At 51.2% G+C, this 24281-nt stretch carries 23 protein-coding genes; 1 reads left to right on the plus strand and 22 read right to left on the minus strand.

Features of this window, described 5'->3' with window-relative positions:
* Positions 1–21 precede the first annotated feature (21 nt).
* From tolA to sdhC, 16 genes are all read right to left on the minus strand, one after another.
* Positions 22–1299, minus strand: a complete 1278-nt coding sequence (gene tolA, locus BSPA111_RS04550) for a cell envelope integrity protein TolA (RefSeq protein WP_183269982.1) — start codon at positions 1297–1299, stop codon at positions 22–24.
* Between the two features lie 28 nt (positions 1300–1327).
* Positions 1328–1759, minus strand: a complete 432-nt coding sequence (gene tolR, locus BSPA111_RS04555; protein WP_064544880.1) for a colicin uptake protein TolR — start codon at positions 1757–1759, stop codon at positions 1328–1330.
* A 10-nt stretch (positions 1760–1769) separates the two neighbouring features.
* Positions 1770–2456, minus strand: a complete 687-nt coding sequence (gene tolQ / locus BSPA111_RS04560; protein WP_072009447.1) for a Tol-Pal system protein TolQ — start codon at positions 2454–2456, stop codon at positions 1770–1772.
* The gene (gene ybgC / locus BSPA111_RS04565; RefSeq protein ID WP_183269983.1) at positions 2453–2857 is read right to left on the minus strand and encodes a tol-pal system-associated acyl-CoA thioesterase; all 405 of its coding nucleotides are present in this window, start codon (positions 2855–2857) and stop codon (positions 2453–2455) included. Before ybgC ends, tolQ begins: the two co-directional genes overlap by 4 nt.
* A 147-nt stretch (positions 2858–3004) precedes the next feature.
* Positions 3005–3298 (minus strand): cyd operon protein YbgE, encoded by a 294-nt coding sequence (gene ybgE, locus BSPA111_RS04570; RefSeq protein ID WP_183269984.1) that lies wholly within the window; start codon positions 3296–3298, stop codon positions 3005–3007.
* Positions 3298–3411: a cytochrome bd-I oxidase subunit CydX gene (cydX, locus tag BSPA111_RS04575; RefSeq protein WP_064512614.1), complete on the minus strand. Its 114-nt coding sequence runs from the start codon at positions 3409–3411 to the stop codon at positions 3298–3300. The genes ybgE and cydX overlap by 1 nt, the downstream gene beginning before the upstream one ends.
* Positions 3412–3425: 14 nt before the next feature.
* Positions 3426–4565, minus strand: coding sequence for a cytochrome d ubiquinol oxidase subunit II (cydB, locus tag BSPA111_RS04580; protein WP_183269985.1), 1140 nt, complete (start codon positions 4563–4565; stop codon positions 3426–3428).
* A gap of 15 nt (positions 4566–4580) precedes the next feature.
* Positions 4581–6149, minus strand: a complete 1569-nt coding sequence (cydA, locus tag BSPA111_RS04585; protein ID WP_183269986.1) for a cytochrome ubiquinol oxidase subunit I — start codon at positions 6147–6149, stop codon at positions 4581–4583.
* A gap of 953 nt (positions 6150–7102) precedes the next feature.
* Positions 7103–7975, minus strand: a complete 873-nt coding sequence (gene sucD / locus BSPA111_RS04590; RefSeq protein ID WP_183269987.1) for a succinate--CoA ligase subunit alpha — start codon at positions 7973–7975, stop codon at positions 7103–7105.
* A complete protein-coding gene (sucC, locus tag BSPA111_RS04595) occupies positions 7975–9141 on the minus strand; it encodes an ADP-forming succinate--CoA ligase subunit beta (protein ID WP_034458764.1) in 1167 nt (388 codons plus the stop codon). The genes sucD and sucC overlap by 1 nt, the downstream gene beginning before the upstream one ends.
* A gap of 121 nt (positions 9142–9262) precedes the next feature.
* Entirely contained in the window at positions 9263–10489 is a 1227-nt protein-coding gene (gene odhB, locus BSPA111_RS04600) for a 2-oxoglutarate dehydrogenase complex dihydrolipoyllysine-residue succinyltransferase (protein ID WP_183269988.1), read from the minus strand.
* Between the two features lie 14 nt (positions 10490–10503).
* On the minus strand, positions 10504–13311 hold the full coding sequence (sucA, locus tag BSPA111_RS04605) for a 2-oxoglutarate dehydrogenase E1 component (protein ID WP_183269989.1): 2808 nt from the start codon (positions 13309–13311) through the stop codon (positions 10504–10506).
* A 275-nt stretch (positions 13312–13586) separates the two neighbouring features.
* Positions 13587–14303: a succinate dehydrogenase iron-sulfur subunit gene (locus BSPA111_RS04610; RefSeq protein WP_034497183.1), complete on the minus strand. Its 717-nt coding sequence runs from the start codon at positions 14301–14303 to the stop codon at positions 13587–13589.
* Between the two features lie 15 nt (positions 14304–14318).
* Positions 14319–16085 (minus strand): succinate dehydrogenase flavoprotein subunit, encoded by a 1767-nt coding sequence (gene sdhA / locus BSPA111_RS04615; protein WP_183269990.1) that lies wholly within the window; start codon positions 16083–16085, stop codon positions 14319–14321.
* The gene (gene sdhD / locus BSPA111_RS04620) at positions 16085–16432 is read right to left on the minus strand and encodes a succinate dehydrogenase membrane anchor subunit (protein WP_183269991.1); all 348 of its coding nucleotides are present in this window, start codon (positions 16430–16432) and stop codon (positions 16085–16087) included. The genes sdhA and sdhD overlap by 1 nt, the downstream gene beginning before the upstream one ends.
* Entirely contained in the window at positions 16426–16830 is a 405-nt protein-coding gene (gene sdhC / locus BSPA111_RS04625) for a succinate dehydrogenase cytochrome b556 subunit (protein WP_183269992.1), read from the minus strand. Before sdhC ends, sdhD begins: the two co-directional genes overlap by 7 nt.
* A gap of 645 nt (positions 16831–17475) precedes the next feature.
* Between sdhC and gltA the strand changes: the two genes are divergently transcribed.
* The gene (gltA, locus tag BSPA111_RS04630) at positions 17476–18762 is read left to right on the plus strand and encodes a citrate synthase (RefSeq protein WP_183269993.1); all 1287 of its coding nucleotides are present in this window, start codon (positions 17476–17478) and stop codon (positions 18760–18762) included.
* Between the two features lie 93 nt (positions 18763–18855).
* On the opposite strand, the gene BSPA111_RS04635 is transcribed toward gltA, so the two are convergent.
* From BSPA111_RS04635 to phrB, 6 genes are all read right to left on the minus strand, one after another.
* Positions 18856–19512, minus strand: coding sequence for a hypothetical protein (locus BSPA111_RS04635; RefSeq protein ID WP_183269994.1), 657 nt, complete (start codon positions 19510–19512; stop codon positions 18856–18858).
* A gap of 182 nt (positions 19513–19694) precedes the next feature.
* A complete protein-coding gene (gene nei / locus BSPA111_RS04640) occupies positions 19695–20486 on the minus strand; it encodes an endonuclease VIII (RefSeq protein ID WP_183269995.1) in 792 nt (263 codons plus the stop codon).
* Between the two features lie 18 nt (positions 20487–20504).
* Entirely contained in the window at positions 20505–21437 is a 933-nt protein-coding gene (gene pxpC / locus BSPA111_RS04645; protein ID WP_183269996.1) for a 5-oxoprolinase subunit PxpC, read from the minus strand.
* Positions 21431–22087: a 5-oxoprolinase subunit PxpB gene (gene pxpB / locus BSPA111_RS04650; protein ID WP_183269997.1), complete on the minus strand. Its 657-nt coding sequence runs from the start codon at positions 22085–22087 to the stop codon at positions 21431–21433. The genes pxpC and pxpB overlap by 7 nt, the downstream gene beginning before the upstream one ends.
* A gap of 20 nt (positions 22088–22107) precedes the next feature.
* Entirely contained in the window at positions 22108–22851 is a 744-nt protein-coding gene (locus BSPA111_RS04655; RefSeq protein ID WP_183269998.1) for a type 2 GTP cyclohydrolase I, read from the minus strand.
* Positions 22841–24280: a deoxyribodipyrimidine photo-lyase gene (gene phrB / locus BSPA111_RS04660; protein ID WP_183269999.1), complete on the minus strand. Its 1440-nt coding sequence runs from the start codon at positions 24278–24280 to the stop codon at positions 22841–22843. The genes BSPA111_RS04655 and phrB overlap by 11 nt, the downstream gene beginning before the upstream one ends.
* Position 24281 lies beyond the last annotated feature (1 nt).

The following is a 24281-nucleotide window of genomic DNA, read 5'->3' on the forward strand; positions in this document are numbered from 1 at the left end:
CTCACTTTCGCGAGGAAAATTTTACTGTGGCTTAAAGTCGATAGGCGCGTTTTTGAAAACTTCATAAACGTCCTGGCTAGGCGGCTTCGGAATCTTCGCCAGACGCGCTGCCGCGATGGCAGCCTGACAAAGAGCCGGGTCACCGCCTTCTGATTTGATATCAAGTAACAGGCCATCAGGAGCTAGTTTTATGCGCAATGAGCAGGTCTTGCCGCTAAAGGCAGGGTCCTGGTAAAACTTGCTCTCAATTGCTGCTTTTATCTGCCCTGCGTAACCATTGATTTCAGCACCAGAAGCGCCACTATTTTTATTATTCCCTTTCCCTGCGGCAGCTGCGCTATTACCTTTCGCCCCTGCCCCAGATTTCGGCGCATTCTTACCTGAGCTTAAATCGCCGAATAGATCGTCAACACCTGCAGCTGCTGCCTTATCGGCCGCGGCTTTATCAGCAGCAGCTTTTTTCTTAGCATCTGCAGCCGCTTTTTTATCAGCGGCAGCTTTTGCAGCGGCAGCCTTATCAGCTGCGGCTTTATCAGAAGCTGCTTTTTCTGCCGCAGCCTCTTTCGCAGCAGCAGCCTTTTCTGCGGCAGCTGCTTTTTTAGCAGCTTCAGCAGTCGCTTTCTTCTCAGCATCTTGTTGAGCTTTCTTAGCGGCTTCTTCCGCAGCTTTCTTCTCAGCTTCTTGTTGCGCTTTTTTAGCCGCAGCAAGAGCGACGGCTGCGGCTTTCTTCTCTGCATCAGCGGCCTGTTTAGCCGCCTCTTCAGTTGCTTTCTTCTGCGCATCCGCAGCAGCTTTCTTCGCGGCTTCTTCCGCAGCCTTCGCCTGGGCATCAGCTTGAGCTTTTGCGTCTGCTTTGGCTTTCGCCGCTGCGGCTTCTGCTTGTTTCTGTTGCTCTTGCGCTTCTTTAGCTGCTTCTTGCGCTTGTTTCTGCTGCTCCGCTTGTTGCTTCGCTTGTTCCTGCGCTTCGAGGCGTTCTTTCTCCAGCTGCTTCAGACGCTGTTGTTCAGCAGCCTGTTTTTCCTGAAGCTCTTCAGCCTGTTGTTGCGCTTGTTTCTCGCGCTGCTCTGCCGCACGTTTGCTACTCGCCTGCTGTTGTTGCTCGCGATTGTACTGCTGAACAACAGCACCTGGGTCGACCATGACCGCGTCAATAGCCGAACCTCCACCGCCGCCAGCACTGGCGTCGATGTGCTCGTCAAACGAACTCCAAATCAGGACTGCAATCAAGAGGATATGCAGGATCACTGAGACGATTATCGCGCGCTTGAGCTTATCGTTTTCTATGGTTGCCTTTGACACTATCGGTTCCCAAATATAGCGAGATGGATCAGATTGGCTGCGTCATCAGACCGACGGATTTCACCCCTGCACTATGCAGTAGGTTAAGTGCCTTAATAATTTCCTCATAAGGAACATCTTTAGCACCACCGATCAAAAAGACCGTTTTTGGATTTGCCTGCAAACGACGCTGTGCTTCCGCAACAACCTGCTCAGACGGCAACTGGTCCATACGGTCTTTCTCAACCACCACGCTGTACTGCCCTACCCCGGACACTTCAATAATGACCGGCGGTTCATCGTTACTGCTCACCGTTTGCGAATCTGTCGCATCCGGTAAATCAACCTCAACGCTTTGCGTAATAATAGGAGCCGTTGCCATGAAAATTAGCAACAGCACCAACAGTACGTCTAGCAGAGGAACGATGTTAATTTCGGACTTTAATTCCCGACGACCACGCCCACGTCCACGTCTGGCCATGAATTACCCCTTACTGCTTATCGCTGCTGGTAAAAGCCTGACGGTGCAGGATAGCCGTGAACTCTTCCATGAAGTTGTCGTAATTCAATTCCAGTTTGTTCACACGTTGGTTCAGGCGGTTATACGCCATAACCGCAGGGATTGCAGCGAACAAACCAATTGCGGTTGCAATCAGTGCTTCTGCGATACCTGGCGCAACCATCTGTAGGGTTGCTTGTTTTACCGCACCCAGTGCGATAAAGGCATGCATGATCCCCCAAACCGTACCAAACAGACCGATATACGGGCTGATGGAACCGACCGTTCCGAGGAATGGAATATGTGTTTCCAGCGTTTCCAGCTCACGGCTCATGGAAATACGCATGGCACGAGATGCCCCTTCGACGACTGCTTCAGGTGCATGTGTATTAGCACGGTGCAGTCGGGCAAACTCTTTAAAGCCTGAATAGAAGATTTGTTCAGAGCCAGCAAGATTGTCACGGCGGCCCTGGCTTTCTTGATAGAGACGGGACAATTCAATGCCCGACCAGAACTTATCTTCAAACGCTTCTGCTTCACGAGTAGCAGCATTGAGGATTCGCGTTCGCTGAATAATGATTGCCCATGATGCAATGGAAAAACCAATCAAAATCAACATGATAAATTTGACCAGAAGGCTAGCCTTCAGGAACAAATCAAGGATATTCATGTCAGTCACTGCTTGAACTCCGCGACAATAGACTTGGGAAGCGCACGAGGCTTCATTAGATGTGGATCAACACAGACGATCAGAACCTCAGCTTCGTTGAGTGCCTGATTATCGGCATTGACGATTCGCTGTGTAAATACCATAGAGGTACCACGCATCGATGTAATTTCACTTTGGATTTCGAGTAAATCGTCAAGTCGGGCAGGCGCAAGGTAGTCGACTGTCATCCTGCGAACGACAAAAGCGACGCGATCCGCCAACAAATCTTGTTGATTAAAGTTGTGATGGCGCAGCATCTCAGTGCGTGCTCTTTCATAAAAAGCAACATAACTGGCGTGGTAAACCACACCACCGGCGTCGGTATCTTCGTAGTAGACACGAACCGGCCATCGAAACAGCGTTGTACTCACTTTACATCCCGGTAATGCAATTAAACGTTGCTACTATACGCAAGAGGATGGGGGTTGGGAATGGGTAGCACTAAACGTTAGGTAAATATTTTATGGGCTTGTTAAAGCCCATAAAATATGTGTAAAAACTTTGAGGTTAAAGAATCATCAGAAGAAAAAAATTGCCAGTCCAGCTAAGAGGACTAATTGCGCGGGCAACGGACTAAAAACGCCCTGCCACAGCACCTTACGAGGGCGGAAACCCACCCCATGTATCACACCGGCGCACACCGCCCACATCAGCAAAAAACCGTGCCAGATTGCCAGGTCACTGGTTTTCGCTGCAAAGCGAGACGGGTCCCAAAACATACACCCGGCCAGAATTAATGCCATGATCAAGGAAAGAGCCCTTAAAGGGCTCTTATCCATTACCGCATACAGCTTTGCGATAATTCCTTCCATCAAATTTCTTCTTTACCGGCTTTAGCAGCTTCTACGTGCTCAAGTGCCAGGGCGGTGATGATGCCGAAAGCACAGGCAAGAAGCGTCCCCAGAATCCATGCAAAGTACCACATAATCAGCTCCTTACTTAGTACAGAGAGTGGGTGTTGCTTTCGATATGTTCTTTGGTGATTCGACCGAACATTTTCCAGTAACACCAGATGGTGTAAGCAAGAACGATCGGCACGAAGACCGCAGCAACAAAGGTCATCACGTTCAGCGTCAGCTGACTGGATGTCGCATCCCACATTGTCAGGCTAGCGTTCAACATGGTGCTTGAAGGCATCACGAACGGGAACATAGCCACACCAGCAGTCAGGATGACACACGCCAGAGTCAGTGAAGAGAACACAAATGCCATCGCACCTTTTTCCATGCGGGACATCAGCACAGTCAACAGTGGCAGAACCACACCCAGAGCCGGGATAAGCCACAGAATCGGCATATTGTTGAAGTTCACCATCCAGGCACCCGCCTGACGTGCAACTTCTTTAGTCAGCGGATTCGATGCAGCGTGGTGATTCAACTCTGAAGTCACAACGTAACCATCAATGCCGTACATCACCCAAACACCGGCCAGTGCGAAGCACACCATCATTACCAGCGCTGATATTTGTGTCGCAGCTTTGGCGCGCAGGTGCAATTCACCCACAGTACGCATTTGCAGGTAAGTCGCCCCCTGAGCCAGGATCATCGAGACACTCACGATACCTGCCAACAGGCCAAACGGATTCAGCAACTGGAAGAAGTTACCGGTGTAGTACAGACGCAGATATTCATCAACGTTGAACGGGACACCCTGCAACAGGTTACCGAAAGCAACACCAATGACTAACGGTGGAACGAAGCTACCGATGAAAATGCCCCAGTCCCACATGTTACGCCAGCGCATGTCTTCAATCTTCGAACGGTAGTCAAAGCCTACCGGACGGAAGAACAATGAAGCCAGTACCAGAATCATCGCCACATAGAAGCCGGAGAACGCAGCCGCGTAAACCATCGGCCAGGCGGCGAATAATGCGCCACCTGCGGTGATAAGCCAGACCTGGTTACCATCCCAGTGAGGGGCGATGGAGTTAACCATAATGCGGCGTTCAACGTCTGTACGGCCAATGATGCGGGACAGCATACCTACGCCCATATCAAAGCCATCAGTGACTGCAAAACCAATCAGCAGAACGCCAATCAGCAGCCACCATATAAAACGTAATACTTCATAATCGATCATTTGACGACTCCTGTCTTAGCGTGCCGGCTGAGAAGCCACATTGGACTGCTCAAAGTGATAGCGACCTGTTTTCAGACTGCTCGGCCCAAGGCGAGCAAATTTGAACATCAGGAACAGTTCCGCCACCATAAACAGCGTGTAAAGGCCGCAAATCAATACCATGGAGAAGATCAGATCGCCCACGGTCAGAGAGGAGTTAGCAACCGCAGTCGGCAATACCTCACCAACTGCCCATGGTTGACGACCGTATTCGGCAACAAACCAGCCGGATTCAATCGCAATCCACGGCAACGGGATGCCATAGAGCGCCGCACGCAGCAGCCATGTTTTCGTACCGATAGCGTTACGTGTCACAGTCCAGAACGAGGCAGCAATGATGAATAACATCAGGAAGCCACAACCCACCATGATACGGAATGCAAAGTACAGCGGAGCAACGCGAGGGATAGAGTCTTTCGTTGCTTTCTGAATCTGCTCTTCCGTCGCGTCGGAGACGTTCGGGGTATAGCGTTTCAGCAGCAGACCGTAACCCAGGTCTTTCTTGATAGCATTAAAGTCATCGCGTACGGCCTGGTCATTAGAACCTGCGCGTAACTGTTCCAGCAGGCTATAAGCCTTCATCCCGTTACGAATACGTTCTTCGTGTTGCACCATCAGGTCTTTCAGACCGATAACTGGCGTATCCACTGAACGGGTGGCAATGATGCCCAACGCGTAAGGAATTTGAATTGCGAAGTGGTTTTCTTGCTTGTCCTGATCAGGAATACCAAACAGCGTAAAGGCTGCCGGAGCGGGTTGAGTTTCCCACTCGGCTTCAATTGCGGCCAGCTTGGTTTTCTGCACGTCACCCATCTCGTAACCGGATTCATCACCCAGCACGATGACAGACAGGATTGCTGCCATACCGAAGCTTGCAGCGATTGCGAAAGAACGCTTAGCGAATGCAACGTCGCGGCCTTTTAGCAAGTAGTAAGAGCTGACGCCAAGGATGAACATCGCACCGCACACATAGCCAGAAGCCACGGTGTGAACGAATTTAACCTGAGCAACCGGGTTCAATACCAGTTCGGAGAAGCTCACCATCTCCATACGCATGGTTTCGAAGTTGAAATCGGAAGCAATTGGGTTTTGCATCCAACCGTTCGCGACCAGAATCCACAGAGCAGAGAGGTTGGAGCCAAGCGCTACCAGCCAGGTCACCGCCATGTGTTGAACTTTACCGAGGCGATCCCAACCAAAGAAGAATAAACCAACAAAAGTGGATTCAAGGAAGAACGCCATCAGGCCTTCGATGGCCAGAGGGGCACCAAAAATGTCACCCACGTAGTGTGAATAATAAGACCAGTTTGTACCAAACTGGAACTCCATGGTTAAACCTGTGGCCACACCCAGAGCAAAGTTGATACCAAACAACTTGCCCCAGAACTTGGTCATATCTTTATAAATTTGTTTACCTGATAAGACGTAAACCGTTTCCATAATGGCCAGCAAGAACGCCATACCGAGCGTTAGTGGCACAAACAGGAAGTGGTACATCGCGGTCAAGGCAAACTGTAAGCGCGACAGTTCGACAATATCCAACATCTTGACTCCTTGCTCTTCGCATGAAGACTTCGACCATGGCTCACCCGGAGGGTGCGCCACAACGCATGCCCTAATACAAAAACATTAGCTTCCAGACTTCATCCCTTCGTTGACTTTATTTACATGTAACAAAGAAAGATGAAAGGTTACAAACACGTTAATAAAAACAAAAAATAATCCGCAAATATATTACCCTGCAATTTCCCTACAATAAACAGGTAATTGCTTAGAGTTATTTACGTTTCTCGACAGTGATCAATTTATAGCGAAAATGTCGTCATCCCGCCATCTTGATCTGCAACAATTTACGCGGTTTCGCATACCATTTGCTAGTTTTAGATATTGATCTAGCGCAATTTATTCTTAGTTTGTTAATTTAGTTTCCCATCACAATGAGTAGTGAATTTGTTGTTAAAGATATGTTTTACAAAAAGCGTAATCGTTAATACAAGGATGATAACTATAAACAAAAGCTATTTATTTGAAGCGAGATTCAAAAATTAAATTCCTTCGACTTTGTCGCTGCTGGTATTAATCACTTTGCGGTATTTATCGGGTTTATTTCTTTTCTTGCTCGTAATTAACAATTAATTTACTTTTTATTCCACACTATTCAACAATTCATTATTTTTGATAAGGTTAACAATGTTGGGTCTGGTGTGAAAAAACAGAAAGGCTACGTGAATGAACCGCTTTAAGAAAAAATTAAAACTATCTTGAGAGCCCTGCCGCAAGACGCATCTGGGGTGCAGATGCGGATTTGCAACACATCACAATCCTCAGCTTTTTAAGGGTACTGCGTACGCATCCTGCTGAAAGCATCGTAAGCGGTCTGGTTGCCACGGCGTATCACAAGCATCCGGTTTAGATTCTTACCGCCAAATGGAATTGCAGGAACAAAAAAAGGCCGCTCAAGAGCGGCCAACCATGTCGAACAATATTATTAGTACTATTTATTGAGGCAAAATCGCCTTCAGCGCTTCACCGATATCAGCCAGGCTGCGAACGGTTTTCACACCAGCGGCTTCCAGTGCTGCGAATTTCTCATCCGCTGTACCTTTACCACCTGCAATGATTGCGCCCGCGTGACCCATACGCTTGCCTTTCGGCGCAGTCACACCTGCGATGTAACCCACAACTGGCTTGGTCACATGCTCTTTGATGTAGGCTGCAGCTTCTTCTTCTGCGCTGCCGCCGATCTCACCGATCATCACGATAGCTTCAGTTTTCGGATCTTCCTGGAACATTTTCAGAATGTCGATGAAGTTAGAGCCAGGGATCGGATCACCACCGATGCCCACACAGGTGGACTGGCCCAGACCGATATCGGTAGTCTGTTTAACCGCTTCATACGTCAGCGTACCAGAGCGGGAAACGATACCCACTTTACCTGGCAAGTGAATATGACCTGGCATGATGCCGATTTTGCACTCGCCTGGGGTGATAACGCCTGGGCAGTTTGGCCCAATCATGCGCACGCCAGCTTCGTCCAGTTTCACTTTCACTGTCAGCATATCCAGCGTCGGGATACCTTCGGTAATAGTGATAATCAGCTTAATGCCTGCATCGATAGCTTCCAGAATGGAGTCTTTGCAGAACGGTGCTGGAACGTAGATAACAGTCGCTGTTGCGCCCGTTGCTTCTACAGCTTCACGCACGGTGTTGAACACTGGCAGACCCAAATGTTCGGTGCCGCCTTTGCCTGGCGTAACACCGCCAACCATTTGCGTACCGTATGCAATCGCCTGCTCGGAGTGGAAAGTCCCCTGGCTGCCGGTGAAACCCTGGCAAATCACCTTGGTGTTTTTATCGATCAAAATGGACATTATTTCCCCTCCACGGCAGCAACAACCTGCTGTGCTGCATCCGTCAGACTTTTCGCTGCAATAATATTCAGGCCACTATCTGCCAGTTTCTTCGCACCCAGTTCCGCGTTGTTACCTTCCAGACGGACAACCACTGGAACGTTAACACCCACTTCTGCCACAGCGCCGATAATACCGTCTGCAATCAGGTCGCAGCGCACGATACCACCGAAGATGTTAACCAGAACGGCTTTCACTTTGTCGTCAGACAGAATGATTTTGAAGGCTTCGGTTACGCGTTCTTTGGTTGCGCCACCGCCCACATCCAGGAAGTTAGCAGGTTCGCCGCCGTGCAGTTTAACGATGTCCATGGTGCCCATTGCCAGGCCCGCACCGTTAACCATGCAACCGATGTTGCCATCAAGTGCAACGTAGTTCAGTTCCCATTGTGCAGCCTGAGATTCACGTGCATCTTCCTGGCTTGGGTCACGCATTTCGCGCAGCTCTGGCTGGCGGAACAGTGCGTTGCCATCAGCACCCAGTTTGCCATCAAGGCACACCAGATCACCCTGCTTAGTGATGACCAGCGGGTTGATTTCGATAAGAGCAAGGTCGCGCTCAAGGAAGATGTTCGCCAGACCCATAAAGATCTTAGTGAACTGCTGAACTTGTTTACCTTCCAGACCCAGTTTGAACGCCAGTTCACGGCCCTGGTAAGGCATTGGGCCTGCCAGCGGATCCAGTGCAACTTTGTGGATCAGGTGCGGGGTTTCTTCCGCTACTTTTTCAATTTCTACGCCACCTTCGGTGGACGCCATGAACACAACGCGACGGGAGCTACGATCAACCACCGCGCCAAGATACAGTTCTTTATCAATGTCAGTCGCAGCTTCAACCAGAATCTGGTGAACCGGCTGGCCATTGGCGTCAGTTTGGTAGGTCACCAGGCGTTTACCCAGCCAGTGTTCAGCAAAAGCACGGATGTCTTCTTTGCTGTTTACCACTTTCACGCCGCCCGCTTTACCGCGGCCACCAGCATGAACCTGACATTTTACCACCCACGGACCTGCGCCAATTTTGGACGCGGCTTCTTCCGCTTCACGCGGCGTGTTACAGGCATAACCGACGGGAGCCGGCAAGCCATATCGAGCAAACAACTGTTTCGCCTGATACTCGTGTAAGTTCATGAGTTCTATCCATCCTTCATAAAAACATGTAGGTCAGTTGTCGCAACTGTCGCCGCAAAGCCAACCTACAAGGCAGGTGATAATTGTAGGCCCGATAGCTTTAGCCACCGGGCGTAGGGTACTACACGTCCAGCAGCAGACGAGTTGGGTCTTCCAGCAGCTCTTTAATTGCCACCAGGTAGCCCACAGACTCGCGGCCATCGATCAAACGGTGATCGTAAGACAGTGCCAGATACATCATTGGCAAGATCTCAACTTTACCGTCGACCGCCATTGGTCGGTCTTTAATAGCGTGCATGCCGAGGATCGCGCTCTGCGGCGGGTTAATGATCGGCGTAGACATCAGTGAACCAAACACACCACCGTTGGTGATGGTGAAGTTACCGCCGGTCAAGTCTTCCACGGTCAGCTTGCCGTCACGGCCTTTCACAGCCAGTTCTTTAATACGTTTTTCGATGTCAGCCATACCGAGGGTATCAACATCACGCAGTACTGGCGTTACCAGACCACGCGGAGTAGAAACCGCGATGCTAACGTCGAAGTAGTTGTGATAAACCACATCTTCGCCATCGATAGAAGCGTTCACTTCTGGATAGCGTTTCAGCGCTTCAACAACCGCTTTGATGTAGAAGGACATGAAGCCCAGACGCACACCGTGACGTTTCTCGAAGGATTCACCGTACTGCTTACGCAGTTCCATAATCGGCTTCATGTTCACTTCGTTAAACGTGGTGAGCATGGCGGTGGAGTTTTTCGCTTCCAGCAGACGCTCGGCAACACGCTTACGCAGACGTGTCATCGGTACGCGTTTTTCACTGCGACCAGCCAGTGGAGCAACCGGTGCTTTAGTCTCTGCCGCAGCTTTCGCTGTCGCAGGCTGAGCCGCTTTCGCCTGAGTCAGATGTTTATCAACATCTTCACGGGTGATACGACCACCCACACCGCTGCCTTTAATGGCATTAGCGTCCAGAGAATGCTCGGCAATCAGGCGGCGGATCGCCGGGCTGAGTGCATCATTGCTCTGCTCTTCCAAAGAAGCCTGCTGGCGCTGTGCCGGAGTAGACTCTTTGCTTTCCGCTTTCGCAGAAGTCTCTTTGCCAGAGCTATTGCCTTCACGCAGGCGGCCGAGGATTTGGCGAGATGTCACCGTTGTACCTTCATCTTCCAGTACAGCATCCAGAACACCATCTGCAGACGCCGGTACTTCCAGTACCACTTTGTCAGTTTCGATTTCCACCAGCACTTCGTCACGGGTAACGGTATCACCCGGTTTTTTATGCCAGGTAGCAACTGTCGCATCGGCAACGGACTCAGGCAGGTCAGGAACTAGAATATCTACGCTACTCATTTTTTATCCTTTAATTAATCGACGTTCAGCGCGTCATTAACCAGATCTTGCTGCTGTTTCTGGTGAACGGACAAGTACCCTACCGCAGGTGATGCGGAGGCTGGACGGCCTGCATAACTCAGGCCTGATCCAAATGGAACCACTTCACGGAAGTGGTGCTGGCTGCAGTACCAAGCGCCCTGGTTAAGCGGCTCTTCCTGACACCACACAAAATCGTGTACGTGAGCAAATGGTTTCAATGCTTCCTGCACCGCCTGGTGCGGGAATGGATACAACTGTTCGATGCGCACAATCGCCACATCTTTTTGATCGTTCTTACGACGCTGTTCCAGCAAATCGTAATAAACCTTACCAGAACACATTACCACGCGTTTCACGCCTGCCGGATCTAACTCGTCAACTTCGCCAATCGCTGGCAGGAAGCTGCCGTTAGCCAGTTCATCAAGTGAAGAAACCGCCAGCGGATGACGCAGCAGGGATTTCGGTGACATGACGACCAGTGGGCGACGCATACCGCGCAGCGCCTGACGACGCAGCATGTGGTAAACCTGCGCTGGAGTAGAAGGTACGCAAACCTGCATGTTCTGCTCAGCACACAGCTGGAGATAACGTTCCAGACGTGCGGATGAGTGCTCTGGGCCCTGGCCTTCGTAACCGTGCGGCAGCAACATCACCAGGCCACACATACGGCCCCATTTCTGCTCGCCGGAGCTGATGAACTGGTCGATAACAACCTGAGCACCGTTGGCGAAGTCGCCGAACTGAGCTTCCCAGATAGTCAGCGTACGAGGTTCCGCAGTGGCATAACCGTATTCAAACGCCAGAACCGCTTCTTCAGACAGTACGGAGTCCCAAACTTTGAACTCGCCCTGACTGTTATGAACGTGTTGCAGCGGGGTGTAAGTGGAACCGTTGGTTTGGTTGTGAATCACAGCGTGACGGTGGAAGAACGTACCACGGCCCACGTCTTCACCAGACAGACGCACAGAAACACCTTCATCAACCAGGGTTGCATACGCCAGGTTTTCTGCCGCGCCCCAGTCGAATTTCTTCGCGCCGTTCGCCATTTCCATGCGGTCGCTGTAGATTTTTGCTACGCGTGACTGCATTTCAACGGTTTCAGGTGCGCTGCTGATGCGTTTAGCCAGTTCCTGCAAACGCTTCATTTCTACCTTGTTCGGGTAACTCTCATCCCACTCGTGATTGAGGTACGGCGACCAGGTAAAGGAATGCATGTTCATTGGGCGGTATTCTTTCACCACGCATTCACCGGCATCCAGCGCATCACGGTAGAGGTTTACCATTTCAGTGGCATCTTCTAGCGTGGCCAGCTTTTGCTGCTCCAGACGGTCGGCGTAGATCTTACGCGGCGTCGGGTGTTTCTTAATTTTCTGGTACATCACTGGCTGAGTTGCACTTGGCTCATCAGCTTCGTTATGACCATGGCGACGGTAGCAAACCAGGTCGATAAACACGTCACGCTTAAAGGTGTTACGGAAGTCCAGCGCCAGGCGGGTCACAAACGCCACCGCTTCCGGGTCATCCGCATTAACGTGGAAAATCGGTGCCATCACCATCTTACCGATATCGGTACAGTACGGTGTAGAACGCGCATCCAGCGGGTTAGAAGTGGTGAAACCAATCTGGTTGTTGATAACGATGCGAACGGTTCCGCCCACTTCGTAGCCACGTGCTTTGGACATGTTCAGGGTTTCCTGAACCACACCCTGACCAGCAACCGCTGCGTCACCGTGAATGGTGATTGGCAGAACTTGATTACTGCCTGGTTTATCCAGACGGTCTAAACGAGCACGCACAGAACCGATAACCACTGGGCTTACGATTTCAAGGTGCGACGGGTTAAACGCCAGCGCCAGGTGTACCAGGCCGCCTTCAGTTTCAACGTCAGATGAGAAGCCCATGTGGTACTTCACATCACCCGTGCCGAGGTGCTCTTTATGCTTGCCGGCAAATTCGTCGAACAATTCCTGCGGTTTTTTACCCAGTACGTTGATCAGTACGTTCAGGCGGCCACGGTGTGCCATTCCCAGAACCACTTCACGTGTGCCGCTCTTGCCCGCATGGCGGATCATCTCTTTGAGCATTGGCACCAGTGCGTCACCGCCTTCCAGCGAGAAGCGTTTAGCGCCCGGGAATTTTGCCCCCAGATAACGCTCAAGCCCTTCAGCTGCGGTCAGTTCGCTCAGGAAGCGTTTTTTCTCTCCAACCGTAAATGTTGAGTGACCCACCACCGATTCAATGCGCTGCTGAATCCAGCGTTTTTCTTCGGTGCTGGTGATGTGCATATATTCCGCACCAATCGAACCGCCGTAAGTCTGTTTGAGCGCTTCAATCAGGTCAGCAAGCTTCATGGTTTCTTTGCCGCTGGCAAACGAACCCACGTTGAAAGTTTCCTGAAGATCGGCATCAGTCAGATTGTGGAAAGCAGGGTCCAGATCGGGAACCGCGTCCTGTTTCCACAGGCCAAGCGGGTCAAGATTTGCAGCTTGATGACCACGGAAACGCCAGGCGTTGATCAGCTGCAGGACTTTGACTTGCTTAACGTCAGTGTCAGGGTCGGTAATTGCGGTGGAATAACGTGAGGCATCCTTCGCCAGACGACGGAAATAATCACGTGTTTTGGAATGGAATTGATCCGGTTTGGCCCCGGTTCCAGGTAATTGCTGGAACATTGAGCGCCAGTGCGCATCAACAGAGTCAGGATCGGTTAAGAAGTCTTCATAGAGCTGCTCTATCCAGGACTGGTTTGCACCTGCCAGGTAAGAGGAATCCAGCCAGGCTTTCATTTCGCCGTTCTGCATCGTGATCCCTTAAGCATTTATATGCTTATTTCGCCGTGAATAACTATTGCGTACACATGTGGTACACATTACCGGGGTTCACAACTACGGGTACCTTTTCAGGTGGCCCGCGAAGGAACCTTTAAAAACTGTCGCTGTATCAAATTACGTAGGGCAGTTTTTAAAGATTTCCTGCAATTTTACCCCCTCTCCCTCAGGGAGAGGGTCGGGGTGAGGGTTGTGTCACTTCGGACGCCCTCACCCTAACCCTCTCCCCCAGGAGAGGGAATTAGAAGCTAGGCACTCTTTTGCAGCAACATCGACTTAATATGACCGATGGCTTTCGTCGGGTTTAGCCCCTTAGGACAAACACTGACGCAATTCATGATGCCATGGCAGCGGAATACACTGAAAGCATCACTGATACCGTCAAGACGACTGGCCGTTTCAGTATCGCGGCTGTCGATTAAGAAACGGTACGCAGCCAGTAAACCCGCAGGCCCGATGAACTTATCTGGATTCCACCAGAAGGACGGACAAGATGTCGAGCAGCAAGCGCAAAGAATACACTCATACAGGCCATCCAGTTTTTCACGCTGCTCAGGTGACTGTAAATGCTCACGAGCTGGCGGATTCTGTCCATTATTCAACAGGTAAGGCTTAATCTTCTCATATTGAGCATAGAATTGCCCCATGTCTACCACCAGATCCCGCACAACCGGTAATCCAGGTAGGGGACGGATCACAATCTTCTGTTTTCCATTGCCCAACGCAGAGATTGGCGTGATGCAAGCCAGACCATTTTTACCGTTCATGTTCACGCCATCGGAGCCACAAACCCCTTCACGGCACGAACGACGAAACGACAGCGTCGGATCTTTTTCTTTCAGTTGCATTAGCGCGTCAAGCAACATCATGTCGCGCCCTTCTTCCCCTTCCAGGGTGTACTCCTGCATACGCGGAGCATCGTCAACATCCGGGTTGTAGCGATAAATAGAGAATTCGAGTTTCATCACTTTGCTCCGCTATTAATAAGTACGCACTTTCGGCGGGAATGCCGGACGCAGTTTCGGCTGCATGTTCACCTCACGGCGAGTCATGCTTTCCGACTCAGGCAAATACAGGCTGTGGCACAGCCAGTTTGCATCGTCACGTTCCGGATAGTCGAAGCGGCTATGCGCGCCACGGCTTTCGGTGCGGAAGTTAGCGGATACCGCGGTCGCGTAGGCGGTTTCCATCAGGTTATCCAGTTCCAGGCACTCAACGCGCTGGGTGTTGAATTCGCTTGAAGTGTCATCCAGACGGGCATTTTTCAGGCGCTCACGGATTTGTTTCAGCTGCTCAAGGCCTTTCGCCATGGCGTCACCTTCACGGAAGACCGAGAAGTTATGCTGCATACATTCCTGAAGGGCTTTGCGGATTTGTACTGGATCTTCACCATTACGGTTGCCATTCCAGCGATTCAAACGCTCAAGTGCGGCATTGATTTCATCTTCAGTTGCATCGCGTAGTTCGCCTTGCTCAGCGATTGATTCCAGCAGATGCAGACCCGCAGCGCGGCCAAAGACCACCAGGTCAAGCAGTGAGTTACCACCCAGACGGTTAGCACCGTGAACCGATACACAGGCAATTTCGCCTACCGCAAACAGACCTGGAATCAGAACATCTTCACCCTGCTCATTCACCGTTAAAGCCTGACCGGTCACTTTGGTCGGAATGCCGCCCATCATGTAGTGGCAAGTTGGGATAACAGGAATTGGCTCTTTAACCGGGTCAACGTGCGCAAAAGTGCGAGACAGTTCGAGAATGCCCGGCAGGCGGGATTCCAGAACGTCTTTGCCCAAATGGTCAAGTTTCAGCTTCGCGTGTGGGCCCCATGGGCCATCGCAGCCGCGACCTTCGCGGATTTCGATCATGATGGAACGAGCCACAACGTCACGACCTGCCAGGTCTTTGGCGTTTGGCGCGTAACGCTCCATGAAGCGCTCGCCGTGTTTGTTCAGCAGATAGCCACCTTCACCACGGCAGCCTTCGGTGACGAGTACACCCGCACCCGCGATACCCGTTGGGTGAAACTGCCACATTTCCATATCTTGAACCGGAACACCGGCACGCAGCGCCATGCCAACACCGTCGCCGGTATTAATGTGCGCATTGGTCGTTGACTGGTAAATACGGCCAGCACCGCCCGTTGCCAGTACAGTCGCTTTCGCTTTGAAGTAAACCACTTCACCGGTTTCGATACACAGAGCGGTCGTACCGACCACTGCGCCATCAGCGTTTTTCACCAGATCCAGCGCGTACCATTCAGAGAAAATGGTGGTTTTGTTTTTCAGGTTTTGCTGATAAAGGGTGTGCAGCAATGCGTGACCAGTACGGTCGGCCGCAGCCGCAGTACGTGCCGCTTGTTCACCGCCAAAGTTCTTCGACTGGCCGCCAAACGGACGTTGATAAATGGAACCGTCTTCAAGACGGGAGAACGGCAGACCCATGTGTTCCAGTTCCAGAATCGCTTCCGGGCCGGTTTTACACATATATTCAATGGCGTCCTGGTCACCGATATAGTCGGAACCTTTTACCGTGTCATACATATGCCATTCCCAGTTGTCTTCGTGGGTGTTACCCAGTGCGACGGTAATCCCCCCCTGCGCAGACACGGTGTGGGAACGGGTTGGGAAAACTTTAGACAGCAAGGCACAAGTCTGGCCTGACTGGGAAATTTGTAGCGCAGCGCGCATACCTGCACCACCCGCACCGATGACGACTGCATCAAACTCTCTGACTGGTAAGCTCATTACACACCCCACACCACAACGAATCCATAAATGACGTAAACCAACAGGGCAACAACAATCACGAGTTGCAGACCAAGACGAATCGCCACTGGTTTAACGTAGTCGGTCAACACCTGCCACATGCCAATCCAGGCATGGATCAAAATTGAGAACAATGTCAGCAGGGTGAACACTTTGGTGAAGGCGGAGGCAAAGAACCCACTCCAGACCTCGTAGGTTAAATCGCCAGTAACAGCGAAGAACCCGATCATATAGATGATGTACAGGGTGATTACGATGGCGGAGGCACGGACTAAAATATAGTCATGCACACCATTGCGACCTAATGCGGAGGCATTGCTTACCATACGAGGACTCCTGCGAGAAGTGAAAGCACGACAGTGATAACAAAAGAGATCATCGCGGATCGTTTGCCCGCTATTAGGGTTTCTTCCAACAAACCGGTGTCCATCATGATGTGGCGAATACCCACAACAACGTGATAAGCCAGCGCGGTGAGGATGCCCCACATAATGAATTTAACAAAGAAGCTGCCCATTATTGCTGATGCAACAAGGAAGCCTTCTGGGGATGAGAGTGACTGACCCAATAACCAAAGTAGGATGCCGACAGCCACAAAGGTGATCACGCCGGATACACGATGGAGGATGGAAGCGATTGCAGTGACGGGGAACCTCATCGTTGTGAGATCGAGGTTTACAGGTCTTTGTTTTTTCGCATTTTTTATCATGAATAGCGCCCACATGCTGTTCTTATAGTTTCCTTCCTCCGGATCTGTAGGCGGGGTCAGACAGCGTGAACTTTCTATAACTGTGCGTCATGCAAAAACAGCTACATCCAGATGCCAAAAAACTGGCTACAACGCTGGGTGGCGCCCGGTGGCAGGGTATTCCGGAGACCTGGCGGCAGTATAGGCGCTTCACAAATTCATTACAATTAACCTACATATAGTTTGAAGGGTTTTAGTCGGAACAGTGAGCAGGATCACGATAACAACATTATTTTAAATTTTAATCATCTGATTTGACAAAAGTTAAACATTCTTGTTACAACCTGAGCCAGAAAAGCCGTATAATTCGCAAAAGTTATAGGGTCAGCCTTTCACCTGAGAATAAGTTATGTAACAGTGTGTCGGTATTGACCCGGTCGATTAGGACAGTTATTAGTGGTAAACAGGTTTGAATGATATGGACTGCTAACACCTTGATTTGCTGATTTTTTCGCCTGCGTGGAATATGTTACCTGCAAGCGCCCATCGCTCTGTACCCTGGCTGTACACAATCAAAACAGAGCCACGAGCAAATAAAAAACGGGTAACGAACACGGTTGTGTTTGAATGCAAATCAGGTATCCCGCAGTCTTATGAAATGAGGCGCTAAGGAGACCGTAAATGGCTGATAAAAAAGCAACTCTCACCTATAACGGTGATGATGCTCTGGAACTGGATGTGCTTAAAGGCACGCTCGGTCAGGATGTAATTGATATCCGTAGTCTTGGTTCTAAAGGTGTGTTTACTTTTGACCCAGGTTTCACATCTACTGCATCATGTGAATCAAAAATTACCTTTATCGATGGTGATGAAGGCATCTTGTTGCACCGTGGTTTCCCAATCGATCAACTGGCAACCCACTCCAGCTATCTTGAAGTCTGCTATATCCTGCTGAACGGCGAAAAACCGACTCAGGAACAATACGAAGAGTTTAAAACCATCGTCACCCGTCACACCATGATCCACGAACAAATTACCCGTTTGTTCCATGGTTTCCGTCGTGACTCACACCCAATGGCAGTCATGTGTGGTGTGACTGGCGCACTGGCGGCGTTTTACCACGACGCAATGGACGTCAATAATCCGCGCCACCGCGAGATTGCAGCATTCCGCCTGCTGTCAAAAATGCCGACCGTGGCAGCAATGAGCTACAAATATTCCATTGGTCAGCCGTTCGTTTACCCGCGCAACGACCTGTCCTACGCCGGTAACTTCCTGAACATGATGTTCTCCACACCGTGTGAGAAATACGAAGTTAACCCGATTCTTGAACGCGCAATGGACCGAATTCTGATCCTGCACGCTGACCACGAGCAAAACGCCTCTACCTCTACCGTTCGTACCGCAGGCTCTTCCGGCGCTAACCCGTTCGCCTGTATCGCTGCCGGTATCGCATCCCTGTGGGGACCCGCACACGGTGGCGCTAACGAAGCCGCTCTGAAGATGCTCGAAGAAATCAGCAGCGTTGAACACATTCCGGAATTCATCCGTCGTGCGAAAGACAAGAATGACTCTTTCCGCCTGATGGGCTTTGGCCACCGCGTGTACAAAAACTACGACCCGCGTGCCACTGTGATGCGTGAAACTTGCCATGAAGTTCTGAAAGAGCTGAATCTGAAAGATAACAGCCTGCTGGAAGTGGCGATGGAACTTGAGCATATCGCGCTTAACGACCCGTACTTCATCGAGAAGAAACTCTACCCGAACGTGGACTTCTATTCCGGTATCATCCTGAAAGCGATGGGGATTCCTTCTTCCATGTTTACCGTTATCTTCGCGATGGCGCGTACGGTTGGTTGGATTGCTCACTGGAACGAAATGCACGACGACGGCATTAAAATTGCCCGTCCACGCCAGTTGTATACCGGCTATGCACAGCGTGATTTCAAATCAGATTTGAAGAAGTAATTTTTAAGATTGTAATTGTGTCGGATGGCGCTTCGCTTATCCGACCTACGAAAAGACACAAACCCCGCCTTCACAATGCGGGGTTTTGTCATTTTAGGCCTGCGGGTCATCCGTCAGATTCGTGATGCTCACGCCTTGCGGTGCTGCTGTTTGCGCTTCAGTTGGCGTCAGCTCTGTCACTTTTGGCGTCTGCGTTTCCGGCGTTGCGATTGGCGCGTCAGGCGCTATAGTTTGCGTTTGCTGAGTGGCTGCTGGCACATCAGGTGTTGCAGGCTGCGTCTGTTCGACCGTAGCGGGCTCTTCAATTTGGTTCGGCATGACTGGAACGGGTTCTGCCGGAATCGATTCTGCTTTCGGTTTCGGAACCGGAGTTGACGCACGGACGATAAATGTCGGTTTGCCCTTCGCAACAGAATAGGTCACATGGCTAATAACATCGCGCGATGTTGTCACTTCGACAGGCGATATGGTCACACGGCCAATGAGCGAGCGGGCATAGCCGCCGACTTTATGTTTGCCCTCTGGCAGTTGCACCTCAATATTCTCACCCGTTCCCAGCGCGCCGGCATCTTTGTCATCAACGGTCACATAGATTTGGGTGCCATCGTCGGTTTTGGTCGGGATATGCGTTACGGTCACCCGCGAGGAGCCGAAATCGAAAGCCGGTGCCTGGTCGGCGTTTTTTGATTTTGCGCATCCGGTCAGGGCTAAAGCAGCTGCTACGGCAGCCAGGGTGAAACGATAACTCATAATGCGAGGTCTTCCTTTAAGGGATTTTTGTGATCTGTGGCGCAATATACTCGATCTCCTGTGAGAGATGAATGCACTGTCAGCGGACTCAGAGGAGTCTGTTATCCACTTTTATCCATTTTTCGATAACCCCCCCCTGATTGATCCCCACCCAATGAGACAAACGTTATCCTCAAGATTATTTAAAGCTGACAACCCGGACACCAGTAAAATGGCCTTGATGAGAGCATCGTCTTCTCAATCACACCACCGCAACGCTCGCACTTTTCACCTGCCCGATGAAACACCTTGAAGCTAAAAATCGCCCCATGATGTTTATTTTCATCCACATTGCCACGCGTGTTATACGAAAACCGTGGAATATCCAGCAGTGCGTGTGACAGTTTATCGAGCTGTGTCGCCGTTAAATCCTGCGCTTTATGATGACCAAGTAATTCAACCGCCCAGAGGATCTCAACGCGCAGATAGTTACCCAACCCAGCGAGAAATGCCTGATCCAGCAACAAGCCACTGAACTGACGCTTGCGAAATCTGGCTGACAATAAACGTTCTTTAACCTGTTGCGCCGTCAACGTCATATCCAGCACATCCGGCCCCACTCGCTTTAGAAATGGATGCTCCGCCAGTTTCTTCGAATCGAGCATCTCAATATCTGACGCGCTATAGAGCAGAATCGCTTTGTCAGCCGTTTGCAGTTTTACACGCAGTATCCGTGTTGTTTGCGGGATTTCGCCGCTATTAACCACCCGCCACACACCGTAAAGTTGGTTGTGGCTATACAGGATTTTCCCGTTGGAGAAATGCGTCAGCAAGGCTTTGCCACGAGTTTCTATACGCACGACTTTTTGCCCGATCAACGTGGGTTCAAACGGTTTCAACTCAGTAAAAGCAAACCAGACATCGGTTAACGGTTTGTCTAAAACGGCGGCTTCAAGCTTATCCGCCGCTCGCCTAATTTCAGGGCCTTCAGGCATCACATCATCCCTAAAAAATCAGTCTTCGTTATTCAATTGCCAGGCCAACTGCTCAAGATAGATTTGCTGATCGCGTCGCGCTTTAAGCGCCTCTTCCAGAGTGCAGTGTACGAAATGGATCGGTTCACCTAACCGTAGCTGCGCCAGATGAAACATATCCGCTTCGATAACGCAGGCAATCCGGGGATACCCGCCCGTGGTCTGCGCATCATTCATCAGCACAATAGGCTGACCGTTGTGTGGCACCTGCACAACACCCGGCAGCAATCCATGCGAGAGTAACTCGCGGTCAGTTGTGCGCTCCAGGCGTTGCCCCTGCAAGCGATAACCCATCCGGTTACTTTGCGGACTTAACTGCCACGGCAAACGCCAGAACGCATCCTGAGCGTGTTGAGTAAACTCGTGATACTCCGGCCCCTCCAACGCACGAATGCGATTTCCCCATAAAAGTTGCTTCACACCACGCGCTTCGCGGAAATGTCGCGTAGCAGGCAGTTGAGCGATTTCATCGCCATCTTTGAGCAACCGCCCTTCGATACCACCGACTTGCGCTTTCACATCGGTGCTGTAAGACCCCAGGACTTCAGGAACATCCAACCCGCCTGCAACAGCAAGATAGCTGCGCATCCCGCGCTCAGGCACTTTCAGGCGTAATTGCTGACCCGCTTTAACCGGCAATCGCCAGCCTGTCCATACGGCATGGCCATCCAGTTCCGCATGACAGCCCGCTCCCGTTAACGCAAACCACCCATCCTGCGTAAACTCGACGACACAATTTCCCAATGTGATTTCTAGCGCAGCACTTTCTGGCGCATTACCTACCAGCAAATTCGCCATTTGCAGTGCAGGAGCATCAAGCGCACCGCAACGGCTCACGCCTAACTGCCGGTATCCATAACGCCCGGTGTCCTGCACCGACATGTGCATTCCTGCACGAATAATTTTCAGCACACGCCCTCCTTTTGAGGTACGAAACGGACGGTATCACCCGGAGTCAATAATGTTGGCATTTCATCAGCCGGATTGAATAACCGTACGGAAGTCTGGCCGATAATTTGCCAGCCTCCAGGGGTCGAAAGCGGATAAATCCCCGTTTGGCTGCCACCAATCCCTACAGAACCGGCAGGCACGATTAAACGCGGTTCAGCCCGTCGTGGCGTCTCGAGAGACGGTGCCAGCCCGCCGAGATAGGCGAAACCAGGCTGGAAACCGAGGAAATAGACGATGTACTCAACTGATGAGTGCTGCTCCACCACCTGCGCGGGTGATAGCCCGCAATGTTTGGCGACGTCCTGGAGATCAGGGCCGCAACTTCCGCCATAAATAACCGGAATTTCAATGTGTCGGGATTCAGGCACTATCGCCTCACTCTCTTCCCACCAGCGTTGAATACGTTCAATGCCATCCAACGCCAGGCTTTGCGGCTCGCGTAGTACCACGGTGATGTTATTCATCCCAGGAATCACGTCCAAAACACCAGGCGCTTCCATCAGTCGCTGCGTTAGTCCCCAGATGCGTTGCTGACTTTCTAGCGATACAGGCGGTTCCAGCTCAAGAACCACTGCACTTTCGCCTAACAGATAACACCGTGCTCTTTGCACTTTTGCTCCTTGGTTTTGCGCTATGCCGGGTTAGGAATATCTATAAACGTCACGTCCAAATCAGTTTCGCTGTTCAGCCAGTCACTCAGTGCCTGGATGCCGCCGCGTTCAGTGGCATGATGCCCAGCCGCATAAAAATGCAGCCCCTGTTCACGCGCAGAATGAATGGTTTGCTCTGAAACCTCGCCAGTAATGAACGCATCGACACCAAAACGTGCCGCGCTATCTATAAAGCTTTGCCCACCACCAGTACACCAGGCGACGCGGCGAATTTGCTCAGGGCCAGTATCGCCACACCACAGCGGCGTGCGGCCGAGGCGCATCTCAATCCATGACGCTAACTCCACGCCAGAAAGCGGAGTTGAAAACTCGCCCCAAGGCACCAGCGGCTCGATTTCACCTTTGGTTTCAATCCCCAGTAGCGCCCCGAGTTGCGCGTTATTGCCCAACTGAGGATGCGCATCAAGCGGTAAATGCCAGCCGTAGAGATTGATGTCGTTACTGAGCAAGGCTTTCAGGCGATTGCGTTTCATGCCACGAATGACCGGTGACTCACCTTTCCAGAAGTAACCATGGTGAACAATAACGGCATCGGCTTGCTGGCGAATGGCTTCGTCAATAAGTGCCTGGCTTGCCGTCACGCCCGTGACGATTTTGCGGACTTCTTCGCGCCCCTCGACCTGCAAACCATTTGGCGCGTAATCGCTGATGGCGGCGCTGTTGAGTTTCTCGTTAATCAGGCGTTCCAGTTCGCTATTTTTCATGTTCTTTCTCTTCAGGTTTACGGGCCACTTCATAAGCGGCGAGTGTCGCTATACGTGCCTGTTTATGTTCAACAATGGGATGCGGATAGTCCAGCGTCAGTTGCTGTTTTTCGGCCCAAACCCACGGGGTATGAATATATTTATCAGGCACAATACCCAGTTCTGGCAACCACTGGCGTATAAATTCACCTTTCTTATCAAATCGCTCGCCTTGGGTGGTCGGGTTAAAGATACGAAAATAAGGTGCGGCATCAGTCCCTGTCGAGGCTGCCCACTGCCAGCCACCGTTGTTTGCAGCCAGATCACCATCAATCAGTTGTGACATAAAGTAGCGTTCACCCTGCCGCCAGTCGATCAATAAATCCTTGACCAGAAAACTCGCTACCACCATTCGTAAGCGGTTGTGCATCCAGCCCGTTGTGTTTAGCTGACGCATTGCCGCATCCACTATCGGATAACCCGTCCGCCCTTCCTGCCAGGCAATGAACTGCTGTTCATCTTGCTGCCAGCTGACGTTATCCGTCCATGGGATAAACGGCTGATGACGGCAGAGTTTGGGGTATGCCACCAGCAAGTGGCGATAGAACTCACGCCAGATGAGCTCATTTAGCCAGACCGCCCCTGCGTCACCGTTCAGCACCTGCGGGTGCTCTTTCAGTAAACGGTGTAAGCACTGGCGCGGCGACAGTACGCCAATGGCAAGATAGGCCGATAAACGGCTGGTTCCGTCAACAGATGGGAAATCGCGCTGCTCGCCATAATCTGCCACCGGCTGGCGGCAGAATTGGCGTAACTGGTTAATCGCTTGCTGCTCACCAATGGGGAATAGATTTGCGTCTACGGGCTGACGAGGGTAATCAAACGGGTTGAGTGTTTCGGTATCAGGCAAGGCGGCGCTACGTGCCTTTGGTGGCGCGACGCATTCAGGTAAACTTTCATGCAGTCGTTTGATAAATGCCCGACTAAACGGCGTGAACACTTTATACATTTCGTGATTACCGGTAGTCACACTACCGGGCGGTAATAAAACGCTGTCATCAAAACCCTGGCACACCACATCAACATCCAGCGTTTTTTCAACGTCGGCATCCCGCTTTCGTTCATTCAGTTCGTATTGGTAGTTATAAAATAGTGCATCCACTTTCTGCGTTTCGCAGAAGCTTTTCAGGTATTCAACACAATCCGCAAAGTCATTAAGCTGATGGATGTGCAGTTCAATACCGCGCGCAGCAAGGGCGGCATGCAGGCATTGCAAATGCTGCCATATGAACTCCGCCTGGCGGGGCGACATATCGTGTTGCCGCCATTGTTCAGGCGTGGCGAGAAAAATCCCCACCACGCGAGCATGAGGATCGCGGCACGCCGCAGCCAGCGCCAGGTTGTCATTCACTCGTAAATCATTGCGAAACCAGACCAGATGGGTGGCCATA

It is taken from the genome of Buttiauxella sp. A111, from assembly GCF_014189855.1.
In the GTDB taxonomy this organism is placed as follows: domain Bacteria; phylum Pseudomonadota; class Gammaproteobacteria; order Enterobacterales; family Enterobacteriaceae; genus Buttiauxella; species Buttiauxella selenatireducens.

What these genes read in the sequence shown, in the direction of transcription:
- tolR (WP_064544880.1), bottom strand. Translation starts at nt 1,759, where the DNA reads ATGGCCAGACGTGGACGTGGGCGTGGTCGTCGGGAATTAAAGTCCGAA.
- ybgE (WP_183269984.1), bottom strand. Translation starts at nt 3,298, where the DNA reads ATGGAAGGAATTATCGCAAAGCTGTATGCGGTAATGGATAAGAGCCCT.
- cydX (WP_064512614.1), bottom strand. Translation starts at nt 3,411, where the DNA reads ATGTGGTACTTTGCATGGATTCTGGGGACGCTTCTTGCCTGTGCTTTC.
- cydB (WP_183269985.1), bottom strand. Translation starts at nt 4,565, where the DNA reads ATGATCGATTATGAAGTATTACGTTTTATATGGTGGCTGCTGATTGGC.
- cydA (WP_183269986.1), bottom strand. Translation starts at nt 6,149, where the DNA reads ATGTTGGATATTGTCGAACTGTCGCGCTTACAGTTTGCCTTGACCGCG.
- sucD (WP_183269987.1), bottom strand. Translation starts at nt 7,975, where the DNA reads ATGTCCATTTTGATCGATAAAAACACCAAGGTGATTTGCCAGGGTTTC.
- sucC (WP_034458764.1), bottom strand. Translation starts at nt 9,141, where the DNA reads ATGAACTTACACGAGTATCAGGCGAAACAGTTGTTTGCTCGATATGGC.
- odhB (WP_183269988.1), bottom strand. Translation starts at nt 10,489, where the DNA reads ATGAGTAGCGTAGATATTCTAGTTCCTGACCTGCCTGAGTCCGTTGCC.
- sucA (WP_183269989.1), bottom strand. Translation starts at nt 13,311, where the DNA reads ATGCAGAACGGCGAAATGAAAGCCTGGCTGGATTCCTCTTACCTGGCA.
- BSPA111_RS04610 (WP_034497183.1), bottom strand. Translation starts at nt 14,303, where the DNA reads ATGAAACTCGAATTCTCTATTTATCGCTACAACCCGGATGTTGACGAT.
- sdhA (WP_183269990.1), bottom strand. Translation starts at nt 16,085, where the DNA reads ATGAGCTTACCAGTCAGAGAGTTTGATGCAGTCGTCATCGGTGCGGGT.
- sdhD (WP_183269991.1), bottom strand. Translation starts at nt 16,432, where the DNA reads ATGGTAAGCAATGCCTCCGCATTAGGTCGCAATGGTGTGCATGACTAT.
- sdhC (WP_183269992.1), bottom strand. Translation starts at nt 16,830, where the DNA reads ATGTGGGCGCTATTCATGATAAAAAATGCGAAAAAACAAAGACCTGTA.
- gltA (WP_183269993.1), top strand. Translation starts at nt 17,476, where the DNA reads ATGGCTGATAAAAAAGCAACTCTCACCTATAACGGTGATGATGCTCTG.
- BSPA111_RS04635 (WP_183269994.1), bottom strand. Translation starts at nt 19,512, where the DNA reads ATGAGTTATCGTTTCACCCTGGCTGCCGTAGCAGCTGCTTTAGCCCTG.
- nei (WP_183269995.1), bottom strand. Translation starts at nt 20,486, where the DNA reads ATGCCTGAAGGCCCTGAAATTAGGCGAGCGGCGGATAAGCTTGAAGCC.
- BSPA111_RS04655 (WP_183269998.1), bottom strand. Translation starts at nt 22,851, where the DNA reads ATGAAAAATAGCGAACTGGAACGCCTGATTAACGAGAAACTCAACAGC.
- phrB (WP_183269999.1), bottom strand. Translation starts at nt 24,280, where the DNA reads ATGGCCACCCATCTGGTCTGGTTTCGCAATGATTTACGAGTGAATGAC.